The sequence below is a fragment of the Methylobacterium sp. AMS5 genome, from assembly GCF_001542815.1.
Classification (GTDB): domain Bacteria; phylum Pseudomonadota; class Alphaproteobacteria; order Rhizobiales; family Beijerinckiaceae; genus Methylobacterium.
In genome coordinates this window covers 4,842,406-4,863,406 of the sequence record NZ_CP006992.1, presented here as the reverse complement: position 1 = coordinate 4,863,406, position 21,001 = coordinate 4,842,406, and the positions used below count along the sequence as shown (strand labels likewise).

General features: G+C 68.9%; 15 protein-coding genes and 2 pseudogenes. 9 read left to right on the top strand and 8 right to left on the bottom strand.

Annotated features, from left to right (window positions below):
* Positions 1-10: 10 nt before the first annotated feature.
* The 5 genes from Y590_RS21720 to Y590_RS21700 form a co-directional block, all read right to left on the bottom strand.
* Positions 11-1,570 (bottom strand): formate dehydrogenase beta subunit, encoded by a 1,560-nt coding sequence (locus Y590_RS21720; RefSeq protein WP_060771677.1) that lies wholly within the window; start codon positions 1,568-1,570, stop codon positions 11-13.
* Positions 1,567-2,040 (bottom strand): formate dehydrogenase subunit gamma, encoded by a 474-nt coding sequence (locus Y590_RS21715; RefSeq protein ID WP_060771676.1) that lies wholly within the window; start codon positions 2,038-2,040, stop codon positions 1,567-1,569. Before Y590_RS21715 ends, Y590_RS21720 begins: the two co-directional genes overlap by 4 nt.
* A 455-nt stretch (positions 2,041-2,495) precedes the next feature.
* A complete protein-coding gene (locus Y590_RS21710; RefSeq protein ID WP_502689517.1) occupies positions 2,496-4,424 on the bottom strand; it encodes a BCCT family transporter in 1,929 nt (642 codons plus the stop codon).
* A 219-nt stretch (positions 4,425-4,643) separates the two neighbouring features.
* Positions 4,644-5,861, bottom strand: a complete 1,218-nt coding sequence (locus tag Y590_RS21705) for a serine hydrolase domain-containing protein (protein ID WP_060771674.1) — start codon at positions 5,859-5,861, stop codon at positions 4,644-4,646.
* A gap of 72 nt (positions 5,862-5,933) precedes the next feature.
* Positions 5,934-6,428 (bottom strand): DUF427 domain-containing protein, encoded by a 495-nt coding sequence (locus Y590_RS21700; protein ID WP_060771673.1) that lies wholly within the window; start codon positions 6,426-6,428, stop codon positions 5,934-5,936.
* An 86-nt stretch (positions 6,429-6,514) separates the two neighbouring features.
* On the opposite strand from Y590_RS21700, the gene otsB reads away from it, so the two are divergent.
* From otsB to Y590_RS21685, 3 genes and pseudogenes are all read left to right on the top strand, one after another.
* Positions 6,515-7,282, top strand: coding sequence for a trehalose-phosphatase (otsB, locus tag Y590_RS21695; protein ID WP_060771672.1), 768 nt, complete (start codon positions 6,515-6,517; stop codon positions 7,280-7,282).
* A 161-nt stretch (positions 7,283-7,443) separates the two neighbouring features.
* Positions 7,444-7,714, top strand: a pseudogene (locus Y590_RS26670) (IS110 family transposase); the annotation flags it as partial.
* 923 nt (positions 7,715-8,637) lie between these two features.
* Complete coding sequence (locus tag Y590_RS21685; RefSeq protein WP_060771670.1) at positions 8,638-9,639, top strand: glucokinase; 1,002 nt, start codon at positions 8,638-8,640, stop codon at positions 9,637-9,639.
* A gap of 95 nt (positions 9,640-9,734) precedes the next feature.
* On the opposite strand, the gene Y590_RS21680 is transcribed toward Y590_RS21685, so the two are convergent.
* Positions 9,735-11,279, bottom strand: a complete 1,545-nt coding sequence (locus Y590_RS21680) for a putative bifunctional diguanylate cyclase/phosphodiesterase (RefSeq protein ID WP_060771669.1) — start codon at positions 11,277-11,279, stop codon at positions 9,735-9,737.
* 7 nt (positions 11,280-11,286) lie between these two features.
* Positions 11,287-11,862 (bottom strand): heme NO-binding domain-containing protein, encoded by a 576-nt coding sequence (locus Y590_RS21675; RefSeq protein ID WP_060771668.1) that lies wholly within the window; start codon positions 11,860-11,862, stop codon positions 11,287-11,289.
* A 233-nt stretch (positions 11,863-12,095) separates the two neighbouring features.
* On the opposite strand from Y590_RS21675, the gene Y590_RS21670 reads away from it, so the two are divergent.
* The 5 genes from Y590_RS21670 to tuf all read left to right on the top strand — a co-directional run bounded on the left by Y590_RS21670 (position 12,096) and on the right by tuf (position 18,643).
* Positions 12,096-12,992 carry a DUF3108 domain-containing protein gene (locus Y590_RS21670; RefSeq protein ID WP_060771667.1) on the top strand — a complete coding sequence of 299 codons (897 nt, stop codon included), beginning with the start codon at positions 12,096-12,098 and terminating at the stop codon, positions 12,990-12,992.
* Positions 12,993-13,133: 141 nt separating this feature from the next.
* The gene (locus Y590_RS21665; RefSeq protein ID WP_060771666.1) at positions 13,134-13,478 is read left to right on the top strand and encodes a hypothetical protein; all 345 of its coding nucleotides are present in this window, start codon (positions 13,134-13,136) and stop codon (positions 13,476-13,478) included.
* An 86-nt stretch (positions 13,479-13,564) separates the two neighbouring features.
* On the top strand, positions 13,565-16,978 hold the full coding sequence (locus Y590_RS21660; RefSeq protein ID WP_060771665.1) for a helicase-related protein: 3,414 nt from the start codon (positions 13,565-13,567) through the stop codon (positions 16,976-16,978).
* Positions 16,979-17,054: 76 nt separating this feature from the next.
* The gene (locus Y590_RS21655) at positions 17,055-17,330 is read left to right on the top strand and encodes an RNA-binding S4 domain-containing protein (protein WP_060771664.1); all 276 of its coding nucleotides are present in this window, start codon (positions 17,055-17,057) and stop codon (positions 17,328-17,330) included.
* 122 nt (positions 17,331-17,452) lie between these two features.
* Positions 17,453-18,643, top strand: coding sequence for an elongation factor Tu (tuf, locus tag Y590_RS21650; protein ID WP_012255488.1), 1,191 nt, complete (start codon positions 17,453-17,455; stop codon positions 18,641-18,643).
* Positions 18,644-19,319: 676 nt separating this feature from the next.
* Here tuf and Y590_RS27470 read toward each other — a convergent pair.
* Positions 19,320-19,877 carry a DUF6065 family protein gene (locus tag Y590_RS27470; RefSeq protein ID WP_286161801.1) on the bottom strand — a complete coding sequence of 186 codons (558 nt, stop codon included), beginning with the start codon at positions 19,875-19,877 and terminating at the stop codon, positions 19,320-19,322.
* A gap of 386 nt (positions 19,878-20,263) precedes the next feature.
* Between Y590_RS27470 and Y590_RS26035 the strand changes: the two are divergent.
* Positions 20,264-20,982, top strand: a pseudogene (locus tag Y590_RS26035) (IS3 family transposase); the annotation flags it as partial.
* Positions 20,983-21,001 lie beyond the last annotated feature (19 nt).

Sequence of the window (21,001 nt, the reverse complement as noted above, 5' to 3'; positions counted from 1 at the left end):
GACGGCCTCCTCACTCGGCCGCGACGGGCAGATCGCCCGCGCGCCGAAAGTCCTCGGGGAAGTTGGTGATGGCGCTCATCACGGGCATGGGCGTCAGGCCGCCCATGGCGCAGAGCGAGCCGTCGGTCATGATCTCGCAGAGATCGGCGACGAGCTTGAGATTGGCCTCCGGGCGGATGCCGGAGATGACCTTGTCCATGGTCTCGACGCCGCGGGTGGCGCCGACGCGGCAGGGGGTGCACTTGCCGCAGGATTCGGTGGCGCAGAACTCGAAGGCGAAGCGGGCCTGCCTGGCCATGTCCACCGTATCGTCGAACACGACGATGCCGCCGTGGCCGACGAGGCCCTTCTTGGCCGCCATCGCCTCGTAATCCAGCGGCGTGTCGAGCAGATCGTCGGGGAAGTAGGCCCCGAGCGGACCGCCGACCTGCACCGCCCGGACCGGCCGGCCCGAGGCCGTGCCGCCGCCGAAATCCTCGATCACCTGACGGATGGTGATGCCGAAGGCGTACTCGATCAGGCCGCCCTGCCGGATGTTGCCGGCGAGCTGGATCGGCAGGGTGCCGAGCGAGCGGCCCATGCCGTACTCGGCATAAGCCTTGGCACCGTGCTCCAGGATGTAGGGCACGGCCGTGAAGGTCATGACGTTGTTGACGAGCGTCGGCTTGCCGAGAAAGCCCTTCAGCGCCGGGATCGGCGGCTTGGCCCGGACGATGCCGCGCTTGCCCTCAAGGCTCTCCAGCAGCGAGGTCTCCTCGCCGCAGATATAGGCGCCGGCGCCCAACCGGACCTCGAGGTGGAAGCTCTTGCCGCTCCCCAGGATGTCGTCGCCGAGGACGCCGGCCCGCACGCCGTTGGCGATGGCATCGCGCAGCGTCCGGAACGCCTGCGGGTACTCGGAGCGGCAGTAGATGTAGCCCCGGGTGGCACCCGTCGCGACCGCGGCGATGGTCATGCCCTCGATCAGGTTGAAGGGGTCGCCCTCCATCATGATCCGGTCGGCGAAGGTGCCGGAATCGCCTTCGTCCGCGTTGCAGACCACGTATTTCTGGTCCGACTGGGCCAGCATCACCGTGTTCCACTTGATGCCCGCCGGGAAGCCGGCGCCGCCACGCCCGCGCAGACCCGAATCGCGCACCTGGGCGACGACGCCCTCGGCATCGAGCTTCAGCGCGGCTTCCAGGCCGCGATAGCCGCCATGGGCCCGGTAATCCTCGACCGAGACCGGATCGACCACGCCGCAGCGGTGGAAGGTCAGCCGATGCTGCTTGGCCAGGAACGGAATTTCCTCGGGCTTTCCGAGGCGGAGTGCATGCTCGCCGCCCTCGACGAAGTTCGCGTCGAGCAGGCTCTCGACATCGGCCGGGGTTACCGGGCCGTAGGCGATGCGGCCCTCCGGCGTGGCGACCTCGACCATCGGCTCGAGCCAGAGCAGGCCGCGGGTGCCGGTGCGGACGATGCGCACGTCGAGACCGCGCCGCTCGGCGCCAGCAAAGATCGCACGGGCGACGCGGTTGGCGCCGAGCCCCAGGGCGACCGCGTCCTGCGGGACGTAGAGGGTGATGCTCACGCGCGGGCCTCCTTGAGGGCGGCGTCGAGGGATTCGGCCGAGAGGCGAGCGAGCGGCTCGTCATCGACCAGGGCGGCGGGCGCGTTGGCGCACAGGCCGAGGCAGTAGACCGGCTCGACGGTCACGCCGTCGGCGCTGGTACCGTGCCAGTCGCAGCCCATGCGGGAGAGGATCTCGCCGTGGAGCCGGTCGGAGCCCATCGCCTGACAGGCCTCGGCCCGGCACAGCTTGACGTGGTGGCGCCCGGACGGCGGTTCGCGCCGGAAGTCGTGATAGAAGGTCAGGCAGCCATGCACTTCGGCGCGCGACAGGTTCAGCGCGTCGGCGATCATCGGCACGGCCTGCGCGTCGACGTAGCCGAATGTCTCCTGCAGAGCATGCAATATAGGGAGAGTCGCGCCTTCCAGGGATTGCAGCCCAGCGACGATTGCAGCCGCGCGGGTCGCGTTCCAAGGCTCGGGACTGACCATCGTTTCCTGCCCAACTTGGTTTTGTTCTAAGGCTCGATCCAAACAGGGTCGGCACTAAAGTTCAATCAAGCAGTCTCGTGGATCGACAAAAATTTTCGATCAAAACGGCTCATTTGCAGTGCGTCATCCGCTCAATGCCATCTCAAATTTATTTTGAATCAACGCGAAATTTTCCTCACGCCGGACGCTTGGGTCGCTCGGCGCGGTGTGCATCAGCGGCTTGTGCGGACGTTGCGGCCGGATGATACGGGCGGCGTCGGGGCTGGAAATGCCGACGCACGACGAACCGGGGCGGTGAGCGTCCCGCAGCCCCCATATGCGTCTCAAGCACCCCGTGGAGGGTCGCGGTCGTCGGTTTCCCCGGCGCTGCGAGGCGGGCGGCACGGTGGGGACCCAACCCGCACCGATGCCGATCGGGACCGACGGACCGGACCTCGGCCATCGGACCCGTCGGTTCAGGCCGCGCCCCGGACCGCCCGGAACTGCGCGTAGCGCTTCAGGAGATCGTCGATGACCCGCTCCCGGCCATAGCCGGTGACATCGTGCGGGCGGTCGCCCTCGGAGGTCTGGACGACGGCGCGATAGTGCCGCTCGTCCGACGACCGCGACGGGTTCTCGGCCCAGGCGAAGCTCGGCGTCCGCAGCCCGCGCACCCGGATGCCGTAGCGGAAGGCGCCGCGGTCGCCGTAGGGAACGATGAGATCGATGCGCTCGGCCGCCCGCACCACCTCGGGGGACAAGCCGCTCTCGCGCATCTGCCCGGCCACCGCTTCGAGGGCGGGCGCCACCGTCTCGTCGAGGAAGGCCTTCAGATCCTCTTTCCGGTAGGAATGGGTGATGGCCGCCAGCCTCTCCTGCCAGGACAGGCCGCCCGATGCGGCAGCGGCCGCGGACAGATCGAGGCCGCCGCTGCGGCCCTCCATCTGGAGGGCGCGGAGCAGGCCGTAGCAGATGAAGATCATCACGACGGAGAAGGGCAGGGCGCTGGCGATGGCCGCCGTCTGGAGCGCCTCCAGCCCGCCCGCCACCAGCAGGACGGCGGCGACGGTGCCGCCGCTGATCGCCCAGAACACCCGCTGCCAGAGCGGCGGGTTATCGGCCGCGCCCGAGGTGATCATGTCGATCACCAGCGCCCCGGAATCCGCCGAGGTGACGAAGAAGAAGATCACGAGCAGCGTCGCCAGCCCCGAGGCGATGGTACCGAACGGCAGGTGCCCGAGCATCTCGAACAGGGTGACGGGCATGTTGTCCTTGACGATGTCCGTCAGCGCCACGGCGCCGGACCGGTCCATCTCGATGGCCGTGTTGCCGAACACCGTCATCCAGAAGAAGGTGAACAGCACCGGCACCAGCAGGACGCCGGTGACGAATTCGCGGATGGTTCGCCCACGCGAGATGCGGGCGATGAACATGCCGACGAAGGGCGACCACGCGATCCACCAGCCCCAGTAGAACAGCGTCCAGCTGCCCAGCCACTCGTTGGGCCTGTAGGCGTAGGTCTGGAGCGTGCGCTCGACCACGGCGCCGAGATAGGCGCCGACGTTCTGGACGAAGGCCTGGAGCAGGAACACCGTCGAGCCGGTGACCAGCACGAAGACCAGCAGGACGACGGCGAGGATGATGTTGAGTTCGGACAGGACCTTCACGCCCCGGTCGAGCCCCGAGGCGACCGACAGCGTGGCGCAGCCGGTGATGGCGGCGATCAGGACGATCTGCACGAGCGTGTTGTTCGGCAAGCCGAACAGGTGGGTGAAGCCGGCGTTCACCTGAAGCACGCCGAGCCCGAGCGAGGTCGCGACGCCGAAGATCGTGCCGAGCACCGCGAAGATGTCGATCGCGTGCCCGATCGGACCGTTGATCCGGTCGCCGATGAGCGGGTGGAGGGCCGAGCGCACCGTGAGCGGCAAGCCACGGCGGAACGAGAAGTAGGCCAGCGCCAGCCCCACGACGATGTAGATCGCCCAGGCATGCACGCCCCAATGGAAGAAGGTCAGCACCATCGCCCGCTGCGCGGCCTCGATGGTCTTGCCCGCGCCCGTGGGGGGCGTGGCGTAATGCTGGAGCGGCTCGGCCACACCGAAGAAGATCAGGCCGATGCCCATGCCGGCGCTGAACAGCATCGCGAACCACGACAGGTAGCTGTAATCGGGCTCGCTGTCGTCCGGCCCCAGCTTCACGTCGCCGTAGCGGCTCAGCATCAGGAAGATCGCGAAGCCGAGGAAGCCGGCGACGGCGGCGATGTAGAACCAGCCGAATTCGTGCACGATCCCCGCTTGCAGGGTGTCGAAGATCGACTTGGCCTGTGCGGGAAACAGCGCGCTGAGGCCGGCGAAGGCCAGGGTCAGCCCGGCCGAGATGAAGAAGACCGGTGGGTTGACCTGCATCCTCGGGCCTTTCGAGCCCAGAGGGTTCTGCGCGGTGAGATCGCTCATGTCCGGTCGGGCTTCCCTTGATGTCTTCGAACGATCCGGTCGCGGCGGACGCAGGCAGCCTCACGGCATCGGAGCGGATGCGGTCCGCTCCGATGCCGGCAAAAAGCACATCGACATATGTTAATGGCCGCGCTTGCGTTCCCGAGACCCGTCCGGGACGGCGAAGAGCCTTCAGCTCTCGATGGCGGCGTAGGTCAGCACCCGCAATTCCCGGCGCAGGGGCAGGGCGGAGGAGGGGACGAGCTGGGTGAGCAGCAGCACCGCCATGTCCTCGTCCGGATCGATCCAGAACGAGGTGCTCGCCACCCCGCCCCAGGACACCTCGCCCGGCGTACCGAGGATCTGGGCCCGGGCCGGGTCGAGCATCACCGAGAATCCGAGGCCGAACCCGATGCCGGCATAGGAGGATTCGGCAAAGCGCGGTTGGCCCATGGCGGCGAGATCGCCGGGCAGGTGGTTCATCAGCATGAGTTCGACGGTCTTGCGGCCCAGGAGCCGCACACCGTCGCGTTCGCCGAGATTCAGGATCATCCGGCAGAAGCGCAGGTAGTCGGCGGCCGTGGAGACGAGCCCGCCCCCACCCGAGGCCAGCGGCGGCGGCGCCAGGAAGCGGCTGCCGACGCTGTCGTCGTAGAGGCGCAGCTTGCCCGCGCGGTCGAAGGCGTAGTTCGCCGCAAAGCGCCCGTGCTTCTCCTCCGGCACGAAGAAGTCGGTGTCGTCCATGCCGAGCGGGCGCAGGATGCGCATGCGCATGAAGTCGGCAAAGTCGATCCCCGACACCACCGCCACGAGATGGCCGAGGACATCGGTGGCGACCGAGTAGTTCCACTCCGCCCCCGGCTGGGCCAGCAGCGGCTGCTGCGCGAGCTTGGCCACGAGGTCGGCGAGCGGCAGGGTCGAGGTCTGAAAGTCGATCTCGTTCTGGCGGTAGAGCGCGTCGACGAGGGTCGCCTCCATGAAGCCGTAGGTCAGCCCGCTGGTATGGGTGAGGAGGTCGCGGATCGTGATGGCACGGAGCGCCGGCTCGGTCTCGATCTTGGCCCGGTTGCCGCCGGTCATCACTCGCATCTCGGCGAATTCGGGCAGGAAGCGCGCGACCGGATCGTCGAGCTGGAAGCGGCCCTCCTCGTAGAGCATCAGCACCGCCAGCGAGGTCAGCGGCTTCGTCATCGAGTAGATGCGGGTGAGGGTGTCGGCGGCAAACGGCCTGTCCCGCGCGAGGTCGGCATGGCCGTGGGCGCGGAAGAAGGCGGTCTTGCCGCCCCGCAGCACGCTCACCGAGAGGCCGGCCAGCCGCCCGCTCTCGACATAGCCCCGCATCCAGGCATCGATCCGTTCGAGGCGGTCGGGGCAGAGGCCGACGTCTCGGGGATCGGTCTCGACCTGCATGCGCGGCTCCTTACGTTCGTGTCCGCGGCCGGTTTAGCGGCCTTGCACAGGGCGGCGCCAGCCCGAAAACCCTCACCAGCCCATCGTGCCGGGCCCACCCTTGAACGGGCCGACGAGCCCCGGCGTGATCCAGCCGCCGTAGAAGCCGCCGGGCTGCGGTTCGACTCGCACGTCGCCGACGAGGCAGGAATCCATCGGCCCGGCATAGAAGGCGACGTAGCCGGCGATGGGCCGGAAGCCCGGCGTCGGGTCGGGATAGGCCCAGGCCGCCCCCGGCGCCCGTTCTCCGCCGCCCGTCACGTCGAACAGCACGGCCCGGCCCTTCCACTCGCAGATTCCGGCCCGGCGCGGAGGCCCGAGAACGCCCTCGGCGATATCACCGGGTGGAACGTAGTAGGTCGGCGGGTGGCTCGTCTCCAGCACCCGGAAGCCGGCCGTGGTCGCGGCGATGGTCCGGCCGCCGAGGATGACGGTCAGCCGCTCCGGCACCGGCTCCAGCCGGGGCGGGCGGGGATAGTCCCAGACGCTTTCCTGCCCCGGACCGGGGCGGACGGGGATGGGCCGCACGGGCGCCTCCGTTGATGTTGCATCACTGGTTTGTCGCAACCGGCCCTCATGCTAGCGCATCGAGAGCCCGAGAGAAGGACGATGCCGTGAGCGAAGCCGCACGCCAAACCGCAGACTATGCGCTGTTCCTCGATTTCGACGGCACCCTGGTCGAGATCGCTCCGCGCCCCGACGCGGTGCAGGTCGATCCCGGCCTCGTGCCGGCCCTGGAGCGCCTGCGCGAGCGGCTCGGCGGGGCACTCGCCATCGTCACCGGACGGCCCGTCACGGTGATCGACGACTTCCTGAGCCCTGCCCGATTCGACGTGGCCGGGCTGCACGGCGTCGAGCGCCGGGTGGACGGCCGTCTGAGCGGCGGACGGCCGGAGGATCATCCGGACCTGCGCGCGGGCGTCGAGCGGCTGCACGCGGAGACGGCCCGCTACGAATCCGTGCTGATCGAGGACAAGGGCGCCTCGGTCGCCGTGCATTGGCGGCTCGCCACGCCGGGCGATGCGCAGGCGGCCGAGACCATCGTGAAGGCGGTGGCGGCCGATCTCGGCTCCGCCTACCGGCTTCAGCTCGGCAAGGCGGTCGGCGAGATCGTGCCGGCCGACGCCACCAAGGGCCACGCGATCCGCGCCTTCCTGGAAGCGGCACCCTATACCGGCCGGCGCGCGATCTTCCTCGGCGACGACCGCACCGACGAGATCGCCTTCGCCTCCGTCAACGCGGATGGCGGGTTCAGCGTACGCATCGGCGACGGAGAGACCGTGGCCGGCCGCCGCATCGCCACGCCCGCGGATGTGCGCGCGCTGATCACCGCCTGGGCCGAGGGCGCGCCGATCGACCCGGACACGCTGCCCGCCGCCTGACATCGTTCACCGCTTCGTTCACCGCTTGCCGAACGGCCGGCGCAGATCGGGGAACCGGGCCTTCGCCAGCCTTCCCCGCGTCGCGGATTGTGGCAAGCTGCCCGAGGTGCCATCCGATCTGCCGGTGATCAGCCCGCGACCCACCATCCGGCAGCAGGCTCATACGCTACTATACCGGCCTCGACGTCTCGCTGACCGAGACCTCCGTGTGCGTCGTCGATGAGGACGGCAGGATCGTCCGCGAGGCCAAGGTCGCGAGTGAATCGGAGACGCTGGCGACATGGCTCGGCGACCTCGGCCTGCCGCTGGCTCGCATCGGCCTGAAGACCGGCGCGCTGGCTCTGCGAGGAGATGACCGAACTCGGCGTGCCCAACGTCTTGTGCATGGATGCTCGCCACGCTCGCGCCGCGACGGTGGCGCTGGCGCGCAAGATGGCGTTGGTGATGCACCGGATGGGGGGGGAAGGCACGACCTTCCGCTTCAGCGCGGTTGAGGTTCCGGTCACTACCGCCACATAGGTACCTCACGACCTGCAGGGATCGGGGCAGGATACGCCCGGCCTCGTAGGGTCGTCCTCACGGGGACGGGCGGGAGGTGAAGCCGGAATGACGGGTGTGCTGGCCTCTGAGCCAAGTCCGCTGTCGCATATGGGCTCGCCTCTCATCGGAACGCGATCATGTGGTGGGCACAGTGCCGATCACGGACAGAAGCCAAGAGTCCCGTGGGTGCGAAACCAAGTCGGATCATTCATTTCGAAATTAGAGAATCCTATGAGATAATCCATTCAAGCATCTTTCCGCGCTCGAAGTTTTCTTCTTAGAGAATGGCCGGCCATAATTTGGAGTGATTATGGACACAGATCACTTGCGCGCAATAGCAGAGGTCGCGCCAAGCCTAAAGCGTGCGGCTGAGGAAGAATATTCACACTGGCATCCCGAGCTGCCGCCGCGTACCATACTGGCCTCATCTCTAGGAATGGCACTTATAACCAACCCACTCGACCAAGAATCCCTGCGACGAGTGTTTGAGATATGTGAGCTGGCATTGGCCGAAAATCATCCAGATCGCGATGCAGTGGGATCCGGATTTCTAGAAATCCTTCAGCATGCGGATGACAATCGGGACTTTGACTTTGAAACAGTCGTTGAGTTTCTAGGCCCGCGGTCTCTGGCTCACTGTAGGGCCATGGATAAGTTTTATGGCACACACGCTCGTGGACTTTAGCATATTCGCTATCTGCACAATGTGTAAGCAGTCTGCCAGATGATCTGCGAGGCACCGCTTGACGTCAGAGGGCGGGTTACAGAGCCCTCTGTTAAGGTCCCGGCAAAGCACCACGAGAGGCAAGAGGCGGATGTTCGAATTCCCGGTGCTGATCGGCGATATCGGCGGGACCAATGCCCGCTTCGGCCTGATCGAAACGCGGGGAGCGCCGCCCCGTCTCCTCTCGCGCGAGGCGACGCACGGCCATCCCGATCCGAGTGCTGCGATCCGGGCCGCCCTGGCGCAGGGCGGCGGGCCCGCGCCGCGCTCGGCGATCCTGGCGATCGCGGGCCGGGTCGATGCGCCGGCGGTCCAGCTCACCAACGCCGACTGGCTGGTGGACGCCGCCGCGATCGCCCGCGATTTCGGACTCGCGCGGGTCGCCCTCGTCAACGATTACGTGCCGGTCGCCGCGGGCGCGGCCGGCATTGCGCCCGACGACCTCACGCCGATCGGCCCGACTTGCGGTGACGCGAGCGGGCCGCGCCTCGTGCTCGGGCCAGGCACCGGTTTCGGCGCCGCCGCCCTGATCCCCTACGAGGACCGCCTCGCCATCGTCTCGACGGAGGCCGGCCACACCGATCTCGGGCCGACCGACGCGGAGGAGTTCGAGATCTGGCCGGCGGTCGAGCGTGTCGAGGGGCGGGTCACGGTGGAGACGCTGCTCTCCGGTCCGGGTCTCGCCCGGCTCTGCGCGGCGATCCGCGCGGTGCGGGCGGGCGGAGACGGTTCGCTGTGCGACCCGGCCGAGATCACGAGCAGCGGCCTCTCGGGCGAGGATCCGCACGCGCATGCCGCGCTGGCACTGTTCGGCAAGCTCCTGGGCCGGGTGTGCGGGGATCTGGCGCTGACCTTCCTTGCCACCGGCGGAGTGTATATCGGCGGCGGCATCGCCCCGCGGATCGTCTCTATCCTGCGGGAGGGCGCGTTCCGCGAGGCCTTCGAGCGCAAAGCGCCCTTCGCCGAGCAGATGCGCACCATCCCCACCAGCGTCATCACCGTGAAGGACCCCGCCTTCAGCGGCCTCGCGGCCCTGGCGAGCGAGAGCGAACGCTTCGTCTATCACGGGCATGCCTGGACACCGCAGAAGTAAGAGTGCCTCACAAAACGCCCGGTCTCTGACCGTTCTCGTTCTGGCGATGCCGGCGCGGCGGGCGTTTTGTGAGAGACACTCAGGCGCGGCCGGCCTCAGGCGATGCGCCGCGCCCCGTCAAAGCCGAGATAGCCGGCAAAGGCCTCCGCCGGCATCGGCCGGCCGAAGAGGTAGCCCTGGAGGTGGCGGCAGCCGAGATGGCTGAGCCAGAGCGCCTGACCGGGATCTTCCACCCCCTCCGCCACCAATCGCAGGTCGAGGGTGCGGGCGATCTGGACGATCGCGCCGAGGATGCAGCGGGCCTCGTGCTCCTGCGCCACGTCCAAGGTGAGCAGCCGGTCGAGCTTCAGCGTCTGGATCGGCAGTCGGCGGAGATAGCCGATGTTGGAATAGCCGACGCCGAAATCGTCGAGCGCGATCCGCACGCCGTGGGCGGCGAGCCGCTCCAACTGCACCCGTGCGCGATCGAGATCGTTCAGCAGCACCTCCTCGGTGATTTCGACGGTCAGCGCCTCGGGCGGGAAGTCGAGCTCGTCGAGGAGTGCGATGACGTCGTCGGCGACCGAGCCGAGCTTGAACTGGCTCGGCGAGAGGTTCACCGACAAGGTGCGGATCGCCCCCGCCCGGACCCAGTCCCGCGCCGGCGGGCAGGCGCGGCGCATCATGCCTGCGAACAGGTCTTGCATCAGTCCGCGCTCCTCGGCCAGACCGAGAAAGGCGGCCGGGGCGAGGAAGCCGAGCCGCGGATGCACCCATCGCGCCAGCGCCTCGGCTCCGACGGGACGGTGGGTCGCCCCGTCGACGATCGGCTGGAACCATGGCTCGATCGAGCCGGAGCGGATCGCCGCGCCGAGATCGGCCCCCAGGGCCTGACGCTCCTCGATCTCTAGGCCCATCCGCGCGTCGAACCGGGTCCAGGCGGCCCGGGCCGTCTTCGAGCGGTAGAGGGCGATGTCGGCGAAGCGCTGAAGGTCGCGGCCCGTCGCGGCATCGTCGGGGAAGACGGCGATCCCGAGCGAGGCGGACGCCTCCAGCGTCCGCCCGCGATAGGCGACCGGCCGGCCGATCTCCGCCACCACGGCATCGCCGAGACGGGCAAGATCGCTGCGGGGGCCGAGCGGAACGATGGCCGCGAATTCGTCGCCGCCCAGGCGCGCCGTCACCGCCCCCTCGCCGACGGCCCCGCTCAGGCGGCGGGCGACATGCTGCAGGAACACGTCTCCCGCCTCGTGGCCCAGACTGTCGTTGATCTCCTTGAAACGGTCGAGGTCGAGCAGGAGCAGGGCGAAGCGCTCGCTGCCTGTCCCGCGACCGGCCCGGCCGACGGCGGCGCCGAGGACGCGGACGAAGCGGGTGCGGTTGGCCAGACCCGTGAGCTGGTCGCGCTCGGCCAGCGCCACGGCGCGCTCGCGCGCCAGGGCCAGTTCGCGCGTGCGTTCGTCCACCCGCAGTTCCAGGTCCGCCGCGAAGCGGAAGAGTTGCTGGTTGAGGTCGTAGAGTTCGCGAGACTTGGCTTCGAGGAGGGCCTCGGCCTCGGCGCGGGCACTCCGCTCGCGGGCGACGCGCCGCTCCAGGCGCCGGATGCGCTCGTCGATTTCAGGGCTTGCCGTGACCGGCGGGCCTTCGCTCGATCCCGGCATCACGGCATCAGGCCGCGTGCTTGATGGAGAAGCGCACGAAGGGGCCGGCCGGGTCCTCGACCCTCAGCTTGGCGACGGCGACGGGCTGCCGGAAGTGGTCGGCCGCGCCCTGGATCATGCCCTCGGCCAGCGCTTCGAGAGGGCGGCAGCTCTCGTAGTCGAGATCGATCGCATCCAAGCCGTGGCGGGTGAGGCGGAACACCGGCAGTTCGGCGTCGGGGTACAGCTTGTGAACCTCGCGGTGGATGTAAGCGTCGACGCTTTCCAGGAAATCGAACAGCGATGCCTGCACCGTAAAGAACTCGGGATAGCGCACCACGAACCGTAAGCAGAGATGCCGGCCGAACAGCGTCAGCAGGTCCGGCACGGAACTGCCGGTGCGGCGCGACAGGGCGGTCACCAGGGCCTGCATCTCGCTATACGGATAGGTCCCGACCGCCGTGTAAGCGCCGCCGTTCGGGACATCCGCGTCATCGATGATGTCGTCGGCGAGCTCGGAACCGAGCGCCCCGGACACGAAGTCCAGGAACTCCTTAAAACGACGCCCTTCATACGAACCCGCCGCGCCCGATCCATAAAAGATGCTCGTCCACAGGCGTTACGATCGCATTAAAGTTCATGCAGCGACCGGTTTGCCGTCAGGCTGGTGCCGTGACTGTTGTGGGGCGTGCGTCGGCTCGCCCGAGAGCACCGTCGGCCGAAAGCCCCCTGGCGCTGCCCGAACGGTCTGTTAACCATGGCAGGCGCTAAGCTTCCTCGTCCCAGCCGCCTCGTCCCGAGCGGCGCGGGAGCGTGGAGCCGCCCAGAGTCCAGACCATGCGCGCCAAGCCCATCCTTCGCGCCCACCTCCTGCTTCTCGCCGGGGCGCTCGCCCTTCCGGCCGGGACACAGGCCGCGCCGCGGGCCCACAGGGCCAAGGCGGCCCCCGCGGGCGTCGCCGTCGATTACAGCGTCAACCTCGCCGGTATTCCGATCGGCAACGCCCAGCTCACCGGGGCCTTCGAGGGCGCGCGCTACCGCATGGATGTCTCGGCGGTGCTGACAGGCCTCGTCGGCGCGGTCACCGGCGGCCAGGGCTCGGCCCGGTCCTCCGGCAGCATCGCCGCGTCACCGCTGCCGAGCGCCTTCTCGATCGCCACCCGTACCAGTAGTTCGGGCATCGCCGTGCGCATGGCGCTGGCCAACGGCAACGTTACCCAGGCCGAGGTGACCCCGCCGCTGCTCGATACCGGCGACCGGGTGCCCGTCACCGCCGCGGCCAAGCGCGGCGTGATCGATCCCGCGAGCGCCCTGATGATGCCGGCCCGCGCCCGCGCCGACCTCACCGACCCCGAGAACTGTAACCGCACGCTTCCCGTCTTCGACGGCGCCACCCGCTTCAACGTGGTCTTGAGCTACGGCGAGACCCGGCAGGTGGAAAAGCCCGGCTACAGCGGGCCGGTTCTGGTCTGCAACGCCCGCTACGTCGCCATCGCCGGCCACCGGCCCGACCGGCCAGGGGTGAAGTTCATGGAAGACAACCGCGACATGTCGGTCTGGCTCGCACCCGTCGAGGGCACCCGGGTGCTGGTGCCGCTGCGGATCGCCGTGCGCACCACGCTCGGCACCAACATCATCGAGGCGACCCGCTGGACGCGGACCGGCACCGCGACCGCCAGCGGCGGCGAGACGCAACCGGCCGCCGTCGCCGATGCGAGCCTGTCGCAGCGCTAAAGCTTTCGGACCGGGATGCGGCGCAACGATCCCGCTCACGCCCTCATCCTTCGAGGCCGGCGCGACGGCACCTCAGGTGAGGGGTGCGGGCGGGATCGAGCAAGGATCGGGCAGGCTTCGATGCGGTCGGGAGGTTCAACCATGTGCCGGTCCGCAGCCGCTCCACGCCGCAGGAACGATCGGCGAATCATCGGCATCGTGCTGGTTGTTCTTTCCTCCGGTGCCGCCCAGGCCGGCGGCCCCCTCACGGCCGGGCCGGATTGCGGCCCCGACGCGTTCTCCACCGCCCAGGTGATCGAGCACCGTGCCCCCCGCCGCGGCCCGCTCACGGCGATGCCCGATACCCTCTGCACGGACCTCACGCCGCAGCAGCCGCAGCCCCGGATCGACATCTACGCCTATCCCGGCGTCGGCGCCCCCGCTGGCGGGCAGGGCCCTGGCGTCCCATATGAAGGACGGTCGCCGCGGCTCGCCCCGTACCGCTAGCGGCCGTCTTCCGATGCAGGGCCCAGCGCCCGGCTGCCCTCCGCTCCGCCGACGGCCCTCAGCGCCGTAGGGATCGCCGCCCCCGCATGACGCTCCGCACCCTTCACCGCGAGGCCCGCGCGCGCGGGGTCACGGCGGTGCTCGGCCCGACCAACACGGGCAAGACGCACATGGCCATCGAGCGGATGCTTCTGCATCCGACCGGCATGATCGGCCTACCCCTCAGGCTCCTGGCCCGCGAAGTCTACCTGCGTGTGGTCGCCAAGGTCGGGGCTGAGAACGTCGCCCTCATCACCGGCGAGGAGAAGATCAAGCCGGACCGGCCGCGCTACTGGATCTGCACCATCGAGGCGATGCCGCGCGACCTCGACGTCGCCTTCGTCGCGATCGACGAGATCCAACTCGCCGCCGACATGGACCGCGGGCACGTCTTCACCGATCGCCTGCTCTACCGGCGGGGCCGCGAGGAGACGCTGCTGATCGGCTCCTCGACCATGCTGCCGCTGGTGCAGGCGCTGATCCCCGGCGTGCAGACGACGACGCGCCCCCGTCTCTCAAGCCTGACCTTCGCGGGCGAAAAAAAGATCTCGCGGCTGCCGCACCGCACGGCGATCGTCGCCTTCTCGGCCGAGGAGGTCTACGCCATCGCCGAGCTGATCCGGCGCCAGCGCGGCGGCGCGGCGGTGGTGCTCGGCGCGCTCTCGCCCCGCACCCGCAACGCCCAGGTCGAACTGTATCAATCGGGCGACGTCGATTACCTCGTCGCCACCGACGCGGTCGGGATGGGACTCAACCTCGATGTCGATCACGTGGCGTTCGCCGCCAACTGGAAATACGACGGCACCCGCTTCCGCAAGCTGTCCCCGGCCGAGATGGGCCAGATCGCCGGCCGCGCCGGACGCCATATCGCCGACGGGACGTTCGGCTCGACGGGGCGCTGCCCGCCCTTCGAGCCGGAGATGATCGAGGCGCTGGAGACCCACGACTTCGAACCCGTGCGCATGCTGCAATGGCGCAACCCCGACCTCGAATTCGCCTCGCTGGAACGGCTGCAGGCGAGCCTCGACGAACATCCGCACGAATCCGGCCTCACCCGCGCGCCCATGGGCGAGGACCAGCAGGCGTTCGAAATCCTGATGCGTGAGGACGACATCCGCGACATGGCCAAGGGCCCGGCGGCGGTGCGCCGGCTCTGGGACACCTGCGGCGTGCCGGACTATCGCAAGGTCCATCCGCAGACCCATGCCGACCTCGTGGCCCAGCTCTACCGCTTCCTGATGCGCGGCATGGCGGGGCGCATCCCCAACGACTGGTTCGCCCGGCACGTGGCGATGATCGACCGCACCGACGGCGACATCGACGCCCTGTCCCAGCGCATCGCGCAAGGGAGGACCTGGACCTTCGTGGCAAACAGGCCCGACTGGTTGCTCGATCCTCTGCATTGGCAGGGCGAGACGCGTCGGGTAGAGGACAGATTGTCCGACGCCCTGCACGAGCGCCTCGCGAGCCGCTTCGTCGATAGGCGCACCAGCGTCCTGATGCGGCGCTTGAGAGAGAAGACGATGCTGGAAGCCGAAATCACCTCCGGCGGTGACGTCACCGTCGAGGGTCAACATGTGGGCCGTCTTCACGGGTTCCAATTCGTGCCCGACCCCCAGGCCGAGGGACACGAAGCCAAGACCCTGCGCTCCGCCGCCGACAAGGCGCTGGCCGGCGAGATCGAGGCGCGGGCCGACCGCTTCGCCTCGGCCGCCGACGCCGCGCTGGTGCTCTCGCACGACGGCATCATCCGCTGGACCGGCGATCCCGTCGCCAAGCTGACGCCGGGCGACAAACTGTTCGAGCCCGGCATCCGCCTCATCGCCGACGACAGCCTGTCCGGCGCCGCGCGCGAGAAGGTCGAGACGCGGCTGGCCGCATGGCTGCGCGCCCACGTCGTGCGCCTGCTCGGGCCGCTGATGGAGATCGAGACGGCGGCCGACCTCACGGGTCTCGCCCGTGGCATCGGCTACCAGGTGGTCGAGGCGCTCGGCGTGCTGGAGCGGGCCAAGGTGGCGCATGAGATGCGCACCCTCGATCAGGACGGGCGGGCGAATCTCCGCCGCCACGGCGTGCGCTTCGGCGCCTACCACATCTTCCTGCCCGCGCTGCTGAAGCCGGCCCCGCGCACCCTCGCCGCCCAGCTCTGGGCGCTGAAGAACGGCGGCCTCGACCAGCCCGGCCTCGACGAGATCGCGCATCTGGCCAGTTCCGGCCGCACCTCGATCAAGGTCGATCCGAACATCGCCAAGGGCCTCTACCGCGCCGCCGGCTTCCGGGTCTGTGGCGAGCGGGCGGTGCGCGTCGATATCCTGGAGCGGCTCGCCGACCTGATCCGCCCGGCCATCGCCTACCGCCCCGGCACGACCCCGGGCGAGCCGCCGGCCGGCACCGCGGACGGCGACGGCTTCGTGGCCACCGTGAACATGACCTCGCTGGTCGGCTGCTCGGGCGAGGACTTCGCCTCGATCCTGAAGTCCCTCGGCTACGTCGCGCAGAACCGTCCCGGCCCAGCCATCACCGTGCCGCTGGTCGCCGCCGCACCGACCGTGCCCGCCGCGCGCCCCGCCGAGGCCGCGCCGCAGGAGACGGCGGCCCAAGAAACCGCCAGCGAGGCGACGGCGACCGAGGCGACATCGGGCGAAGAGACGCCAGCCGAGGAGACGGCTCAGGCGACGTCGGAGGACGCGACCGAGGTCGATGCCACGGCCGAGCCGAGCGACGAGACGGCGCCTGCCGAGGCAACATCCGAGGCCGGGGGCGAAGCCGAGACGGTCGCCGCCGAGGCCGAGCCCGCCTCGGAAGAGGCGGCCGACGCACCGGTCGAAGCCGCTGACCCGATCGAGGAAGCGGCACCGAGCGAGGCCGAGACGGCCGACGCGGCTCCCGAAGCCGCCGCGCCGATGCCGGCCGAGACCGCCGACGCCGCGCAGGCGGCTGCGGCGACCGGAGAGGTCGAGGCGGTGGACGCGGCCGATTCGGCGATTCCGGCCGATGAGCCCTCCACGGAGGCGGACGCCGCTGCCGCCGAGCCGGCTGCGCCCGAGACCGTCGAGGTCTGGCATCTGCACCGTCCGCAGCGTCACACCGGTCCGCGGCCCGGCCGTGGCCAGGGACGGCCGGACGGGCGCCAGGACGGAAGGCAAGAGGGTAGACAGGATGGTCGCCAAGAGGGTCGTCGTAGCGACGGCCCGCGCCGTCCCCGCGAGGACCGTCCGGAGGGCGGACGTCCGGCCCGTGCCGACGGCAGGGGCGACAGCCGCCGGGAAGGCCAGGGCGAGGGCGGCTCCCGCCGGGAGCATCAGGGCGGCCGCAACCGCCCCGACCGCCGCGACGAGAACCGCCGCCCCAATGCGGAGCAGCGCCCGCCGCGCCGCGAGCGCCAGCCCGATCCCGATTCGCCCTTCGCAGCGCTCGCCGCGCTGAAGGCGAAGCTCGAATCGGACGGGGGCAAGCGCTGACGCTTCCGCCCGACGAGCGGTTGCCGGTCTCAAGGCGCACCGATGCCGTGACGGTTGCGGCAGCCGTGACCGCCGGATGAGCGCGGGGCGCCAGCGCCTCGACAAATGGCTGTGGTTCGCGCGCTTCGCGCGGACCCGCTCGATGGCGGCGCGGCTGGTGAGCGACGGGCATGTCCGCGTGAACGGTATCCGTGCTGACGCGCCGGCCAAGGCCATCCATTGCGGCGACGTGCTCACCGTCGCCGCCCCCCACGGGACCATGCTGGTGCGGGTGCTCGATCTCGGCGAGCGCCGCGGCGGCGCCCCGGAGGCGCAGCGGCTTTACGAACCGGTCGGCGAGGCCGCCTCCTGACCCGTCATTCGGCGCGATCCGCTCTCCCGGCAAACCTGCCGCTTGATCATCGTCGCACAAGCCTCTAATCGGTCCGCGCCTTTACGCCCGGCTCATGGCCGGTCCCGCGGTAGGATTGCACGATGGCCAAGGAAAAGTTCTCCCGTACCAAGCCGCACTGCAACATCGGCACGATCGGGCACGTGGATCACGGCAAGACGTCGCTGACGGCGGCGATCACGAAGGTTCTGGCGGAGTCGGGCGGGGCGACCTTCACGGCCTACGACCAGATCGACAAGGCGCCGGAAGAGAAGGCGCGCGGCATCACGATCTCGACCGCCCACGTCGAGTACGAGACGACGAACCGCCACTACGCGCACGTCGACTGCCCCGGCCACGCCGACTACGTGAAGAACATGATCACCGGTGCCGCCCAGATGGACGGCGCGATCCTGGTCGTGTCCGCCGCCGACGGCCCGATGCCGCAGACCCGCGAGCACATCCTGCTCGCCCGCCAGGTCGGCGTGCCGGCGCTGGTGGTGTTCCTCAACAAGGTCGACATGGTCGATGACGAGGAGCTCCTGGAGCTGGTCGAGCTGGAGGTGCGCGAGCTGCTCTCCAAGTACGACTTCCCCGGCGACGACATCCCGATCACCAAGGGCTCGGCCCTGATGGCGCTCGAGGACAAGGAGCCCAAGATCGGCAAGGAGGCCGTCCTGGCGCTGATGGCGACGGTCGACGAATACATCCCGCAGCCCGAGCGTCCGATCGACATGCCGTTCCTGATGCCGATCGAGGACGTGTTCTCGATCTCGGGCCGCGGCACGGTGGTGACGGGTCGCGTCGAGCGCGGCATCGTCAAGGTCGGCGAGTCGGTGGAGATCGTCGGCATCCGTCCGACGACGACGACGACGGTGACCGGCGTCGAGATGTTCCGCAAGCTGCTCGACCAGGGCCAGGCGGGCGACAACGTCGGCGTGCTGCTGCGCGGCACGAAGCGCGAGGACGTGGAGCGCGGCCAGGTCGTGTGCAAGCCGGGTTCGGTGAAGCCGCACTCGAAGTTCAAGGCCGAGGCCTACATCCTGACGAAGGAGGAGGGCGGCCGCCACACGCCGTTCTTCACCAACTACCGCCCGCAGTTCTACTTCCGCACGACGGACGTGACCGGCGTGTGCACGCTGCCCGAGGGCACCGAGATGGTGATGCCGGGCGACAACGTGACCATGGACGTGGTGCTGATCGTGCCGGTGGCCATGGAAGAGAAGCTGCGCTTCGCCATCCGCGAGGGCGGACGCACCGTCGGTGCCGGCGTCGTCGCCGCCATCAACGACTGATTTTTCGGAGGTGGGCGCGCGGGCTTTGCTCGTGCGCCCACCTCGATGGGACGAAGTAAAGAGGGCCGGCGCGAAGCCGGCCCTTTTGTCGTGCGTGCTGTGCGGCCAGCCAACGGCGACGGCGCAGCCAGGCGAGTCGACCGAGCGGGTCCGTTCGAGCATCGCGGCAACCCCTGCACCGATCCCTTCCGCCGGGAGAGCCCGATCCCGATCGCGCAGGCGGAACAGCAGGACGATCCGCAGGCGTGTTTCAGCGCCATCACGAACCGCGCGGCTTACAGGTCGGCGCCGGCGACCCCGCCTTGGGCCTCTTGGAAGGACCGGCCGAAACCGGACATCACGTATCCGGGCCCTCAGCTCGAGAAGGATCCGAAGCCCTCGAAATCGCTTGTGCGAGCAACGCGGTTGGCCGACGAGCCTTGTTGCCCGTGGGGGGCGTGGCTTGTCGTCGTGATGGGTGCTGACTTTGCCAGTCCAGCGTTGCTCATCGCAGGGGTGGTTCTACCGCTACGCTTCCACGTCGCAAGCATAGCAGTGCCATTCGACTTGTTGACGTCGCGCATCGATTTGCCTTGTTGGCGAGCGATAATTCAGGAAGTGCGCAGAGAACGCGCGCTCGATGCTCATGTTCCGGGCACGGGTGCGGCGAACGCGGCGGCAGCGCGGGGACCGGTTTTCAGGCATAGCCGCAAGATGAAATCCGCGATGTTCCGTGGAGCGACATCGGCTCCCCCCCCAGCGCCGAACGGACAGGCTCGGGCAAGATCCGCTTGGTGCGATGGAACGTCGGTCCATCGCTGCCGGCCGGATCGCGCCCGGCGATGTAGTCGCGCTGCCATCCCGCGCGGACCGCGTCCGGTTCGCCCGCAGCGACGCGGGCCTGGAAAGCCGAGCGGCGACCGCGCCATTCGTCGTACGCGGCCTTCAACTCGGGGTCGTCGTCGAAGCTTCTGATACGCGGGCGGATCGCGTCGAACGTTTCGTGCGGAACGGGCGCGATGAAGCAGAAGCATTCTCCCTTCGCGAACCGCACCGTGCCGAGCCGCGTGAAGCGCCAGTTCATCGTGAAGGTGAAGGGAAGCCAGTCGGTTTCGACGAGTCCTTCGAGCGGTGCGATGCCGTCCCTCGGGCTGTTGGGTGGCCCGCGCGCGATCAGCGCCCATCCGGGCGAGGCGCGAAACAGCCTAACCGGTTTAGGCTCGATCCGAGCACACTCTGGACTGGGACCGAACATCCAGCGCCCGTTGCTAGCCGCCGCACCATGTCCGGCCGTGGCAAGCCGCTGACGGTTACGCCTGTCTGCGGGAAAAAGATGCCCGGCACACAAGCCGTTGATATTGAAAGGCTTAGGGGAGGCTTGGCTGGGGCGCCAGGATTCTCACCCAGAACGACCTCAGCAAAAGACATCTACTAAATCATTGCAATTGCATGCGCTTTACCTTCTTGCGCACACGCAGTGGATACGATCCTGCGCTCATTGCCAAGGGCGCCCTCTGGCCATCCACAGGCGGCTGCAAGGCATCGCCCTCTTGCTCACTCAGGTCGCTCTGAAGCATGTTGATCTTGCCCTCTGGCCTGCCCTCATTCTGAAGCTAAGGTCCGTCGATCAGGAGACGGACGATGAAGAAGAGCCGGTTCAGCGAAGAGCAGATCATCGGCATCCTGAAGGAGCAGCAGGCCGGGCTGCCGGTCGCTGAGATCTGCCGCCGCCACGGCATCAGCGACGCGACGTTCTACACGTGGCGCTCTCGCTACGGCTGCATGGAGGTCTCGGACGCGCGCCGCCTGAAGACGCTCGACGAGGAGAACCGCAAGCTCAAGAAACTCCTGGCCGAAGCGATGCTCGACGTGGCCACGCTGCGTGAGGGTTTGAGAAAAAACTTCTGACGCCCGGCGCACGGAGAACGGCCGTGAGCTGGGCCATCGAGGAGAAGGGCTACTCGCAGCGTCGCGCCTGCGGGCTGATCGGCCTGGAGCCGAAGACCTACCGCTACGCCTCGACGCGAGGTGACGATGCGGCCGTGCGGGTACGCCTGCGCGGCCTGGCCGGCGAGCGCCGCCGGTTCGGCTACCGGCGCCTGCTCATCCTGCTGCGGCGGGAGGGCCTCACGCTGAACCACAAGAAGCTGTTCCGCCTCTATCGGGAAGAGCGGCTCTCGGTGCGCAGGCGCGGTGGGCGCAAACGTGCCCTTGGCACGCGGGCACCGGCCGCCGCGCCGCAGGAGCCGAACCAGCGCTGGAGCCTCGACTTCGTCTCCGACACGCTCGACGACGGGCGGCGCTTCCGCATCCTCGTCGTGGTCGACGACTGCACGCGGGAGTGCTTGGCGCTGGTGGTCTGGCCTGCCCCCATTCGGT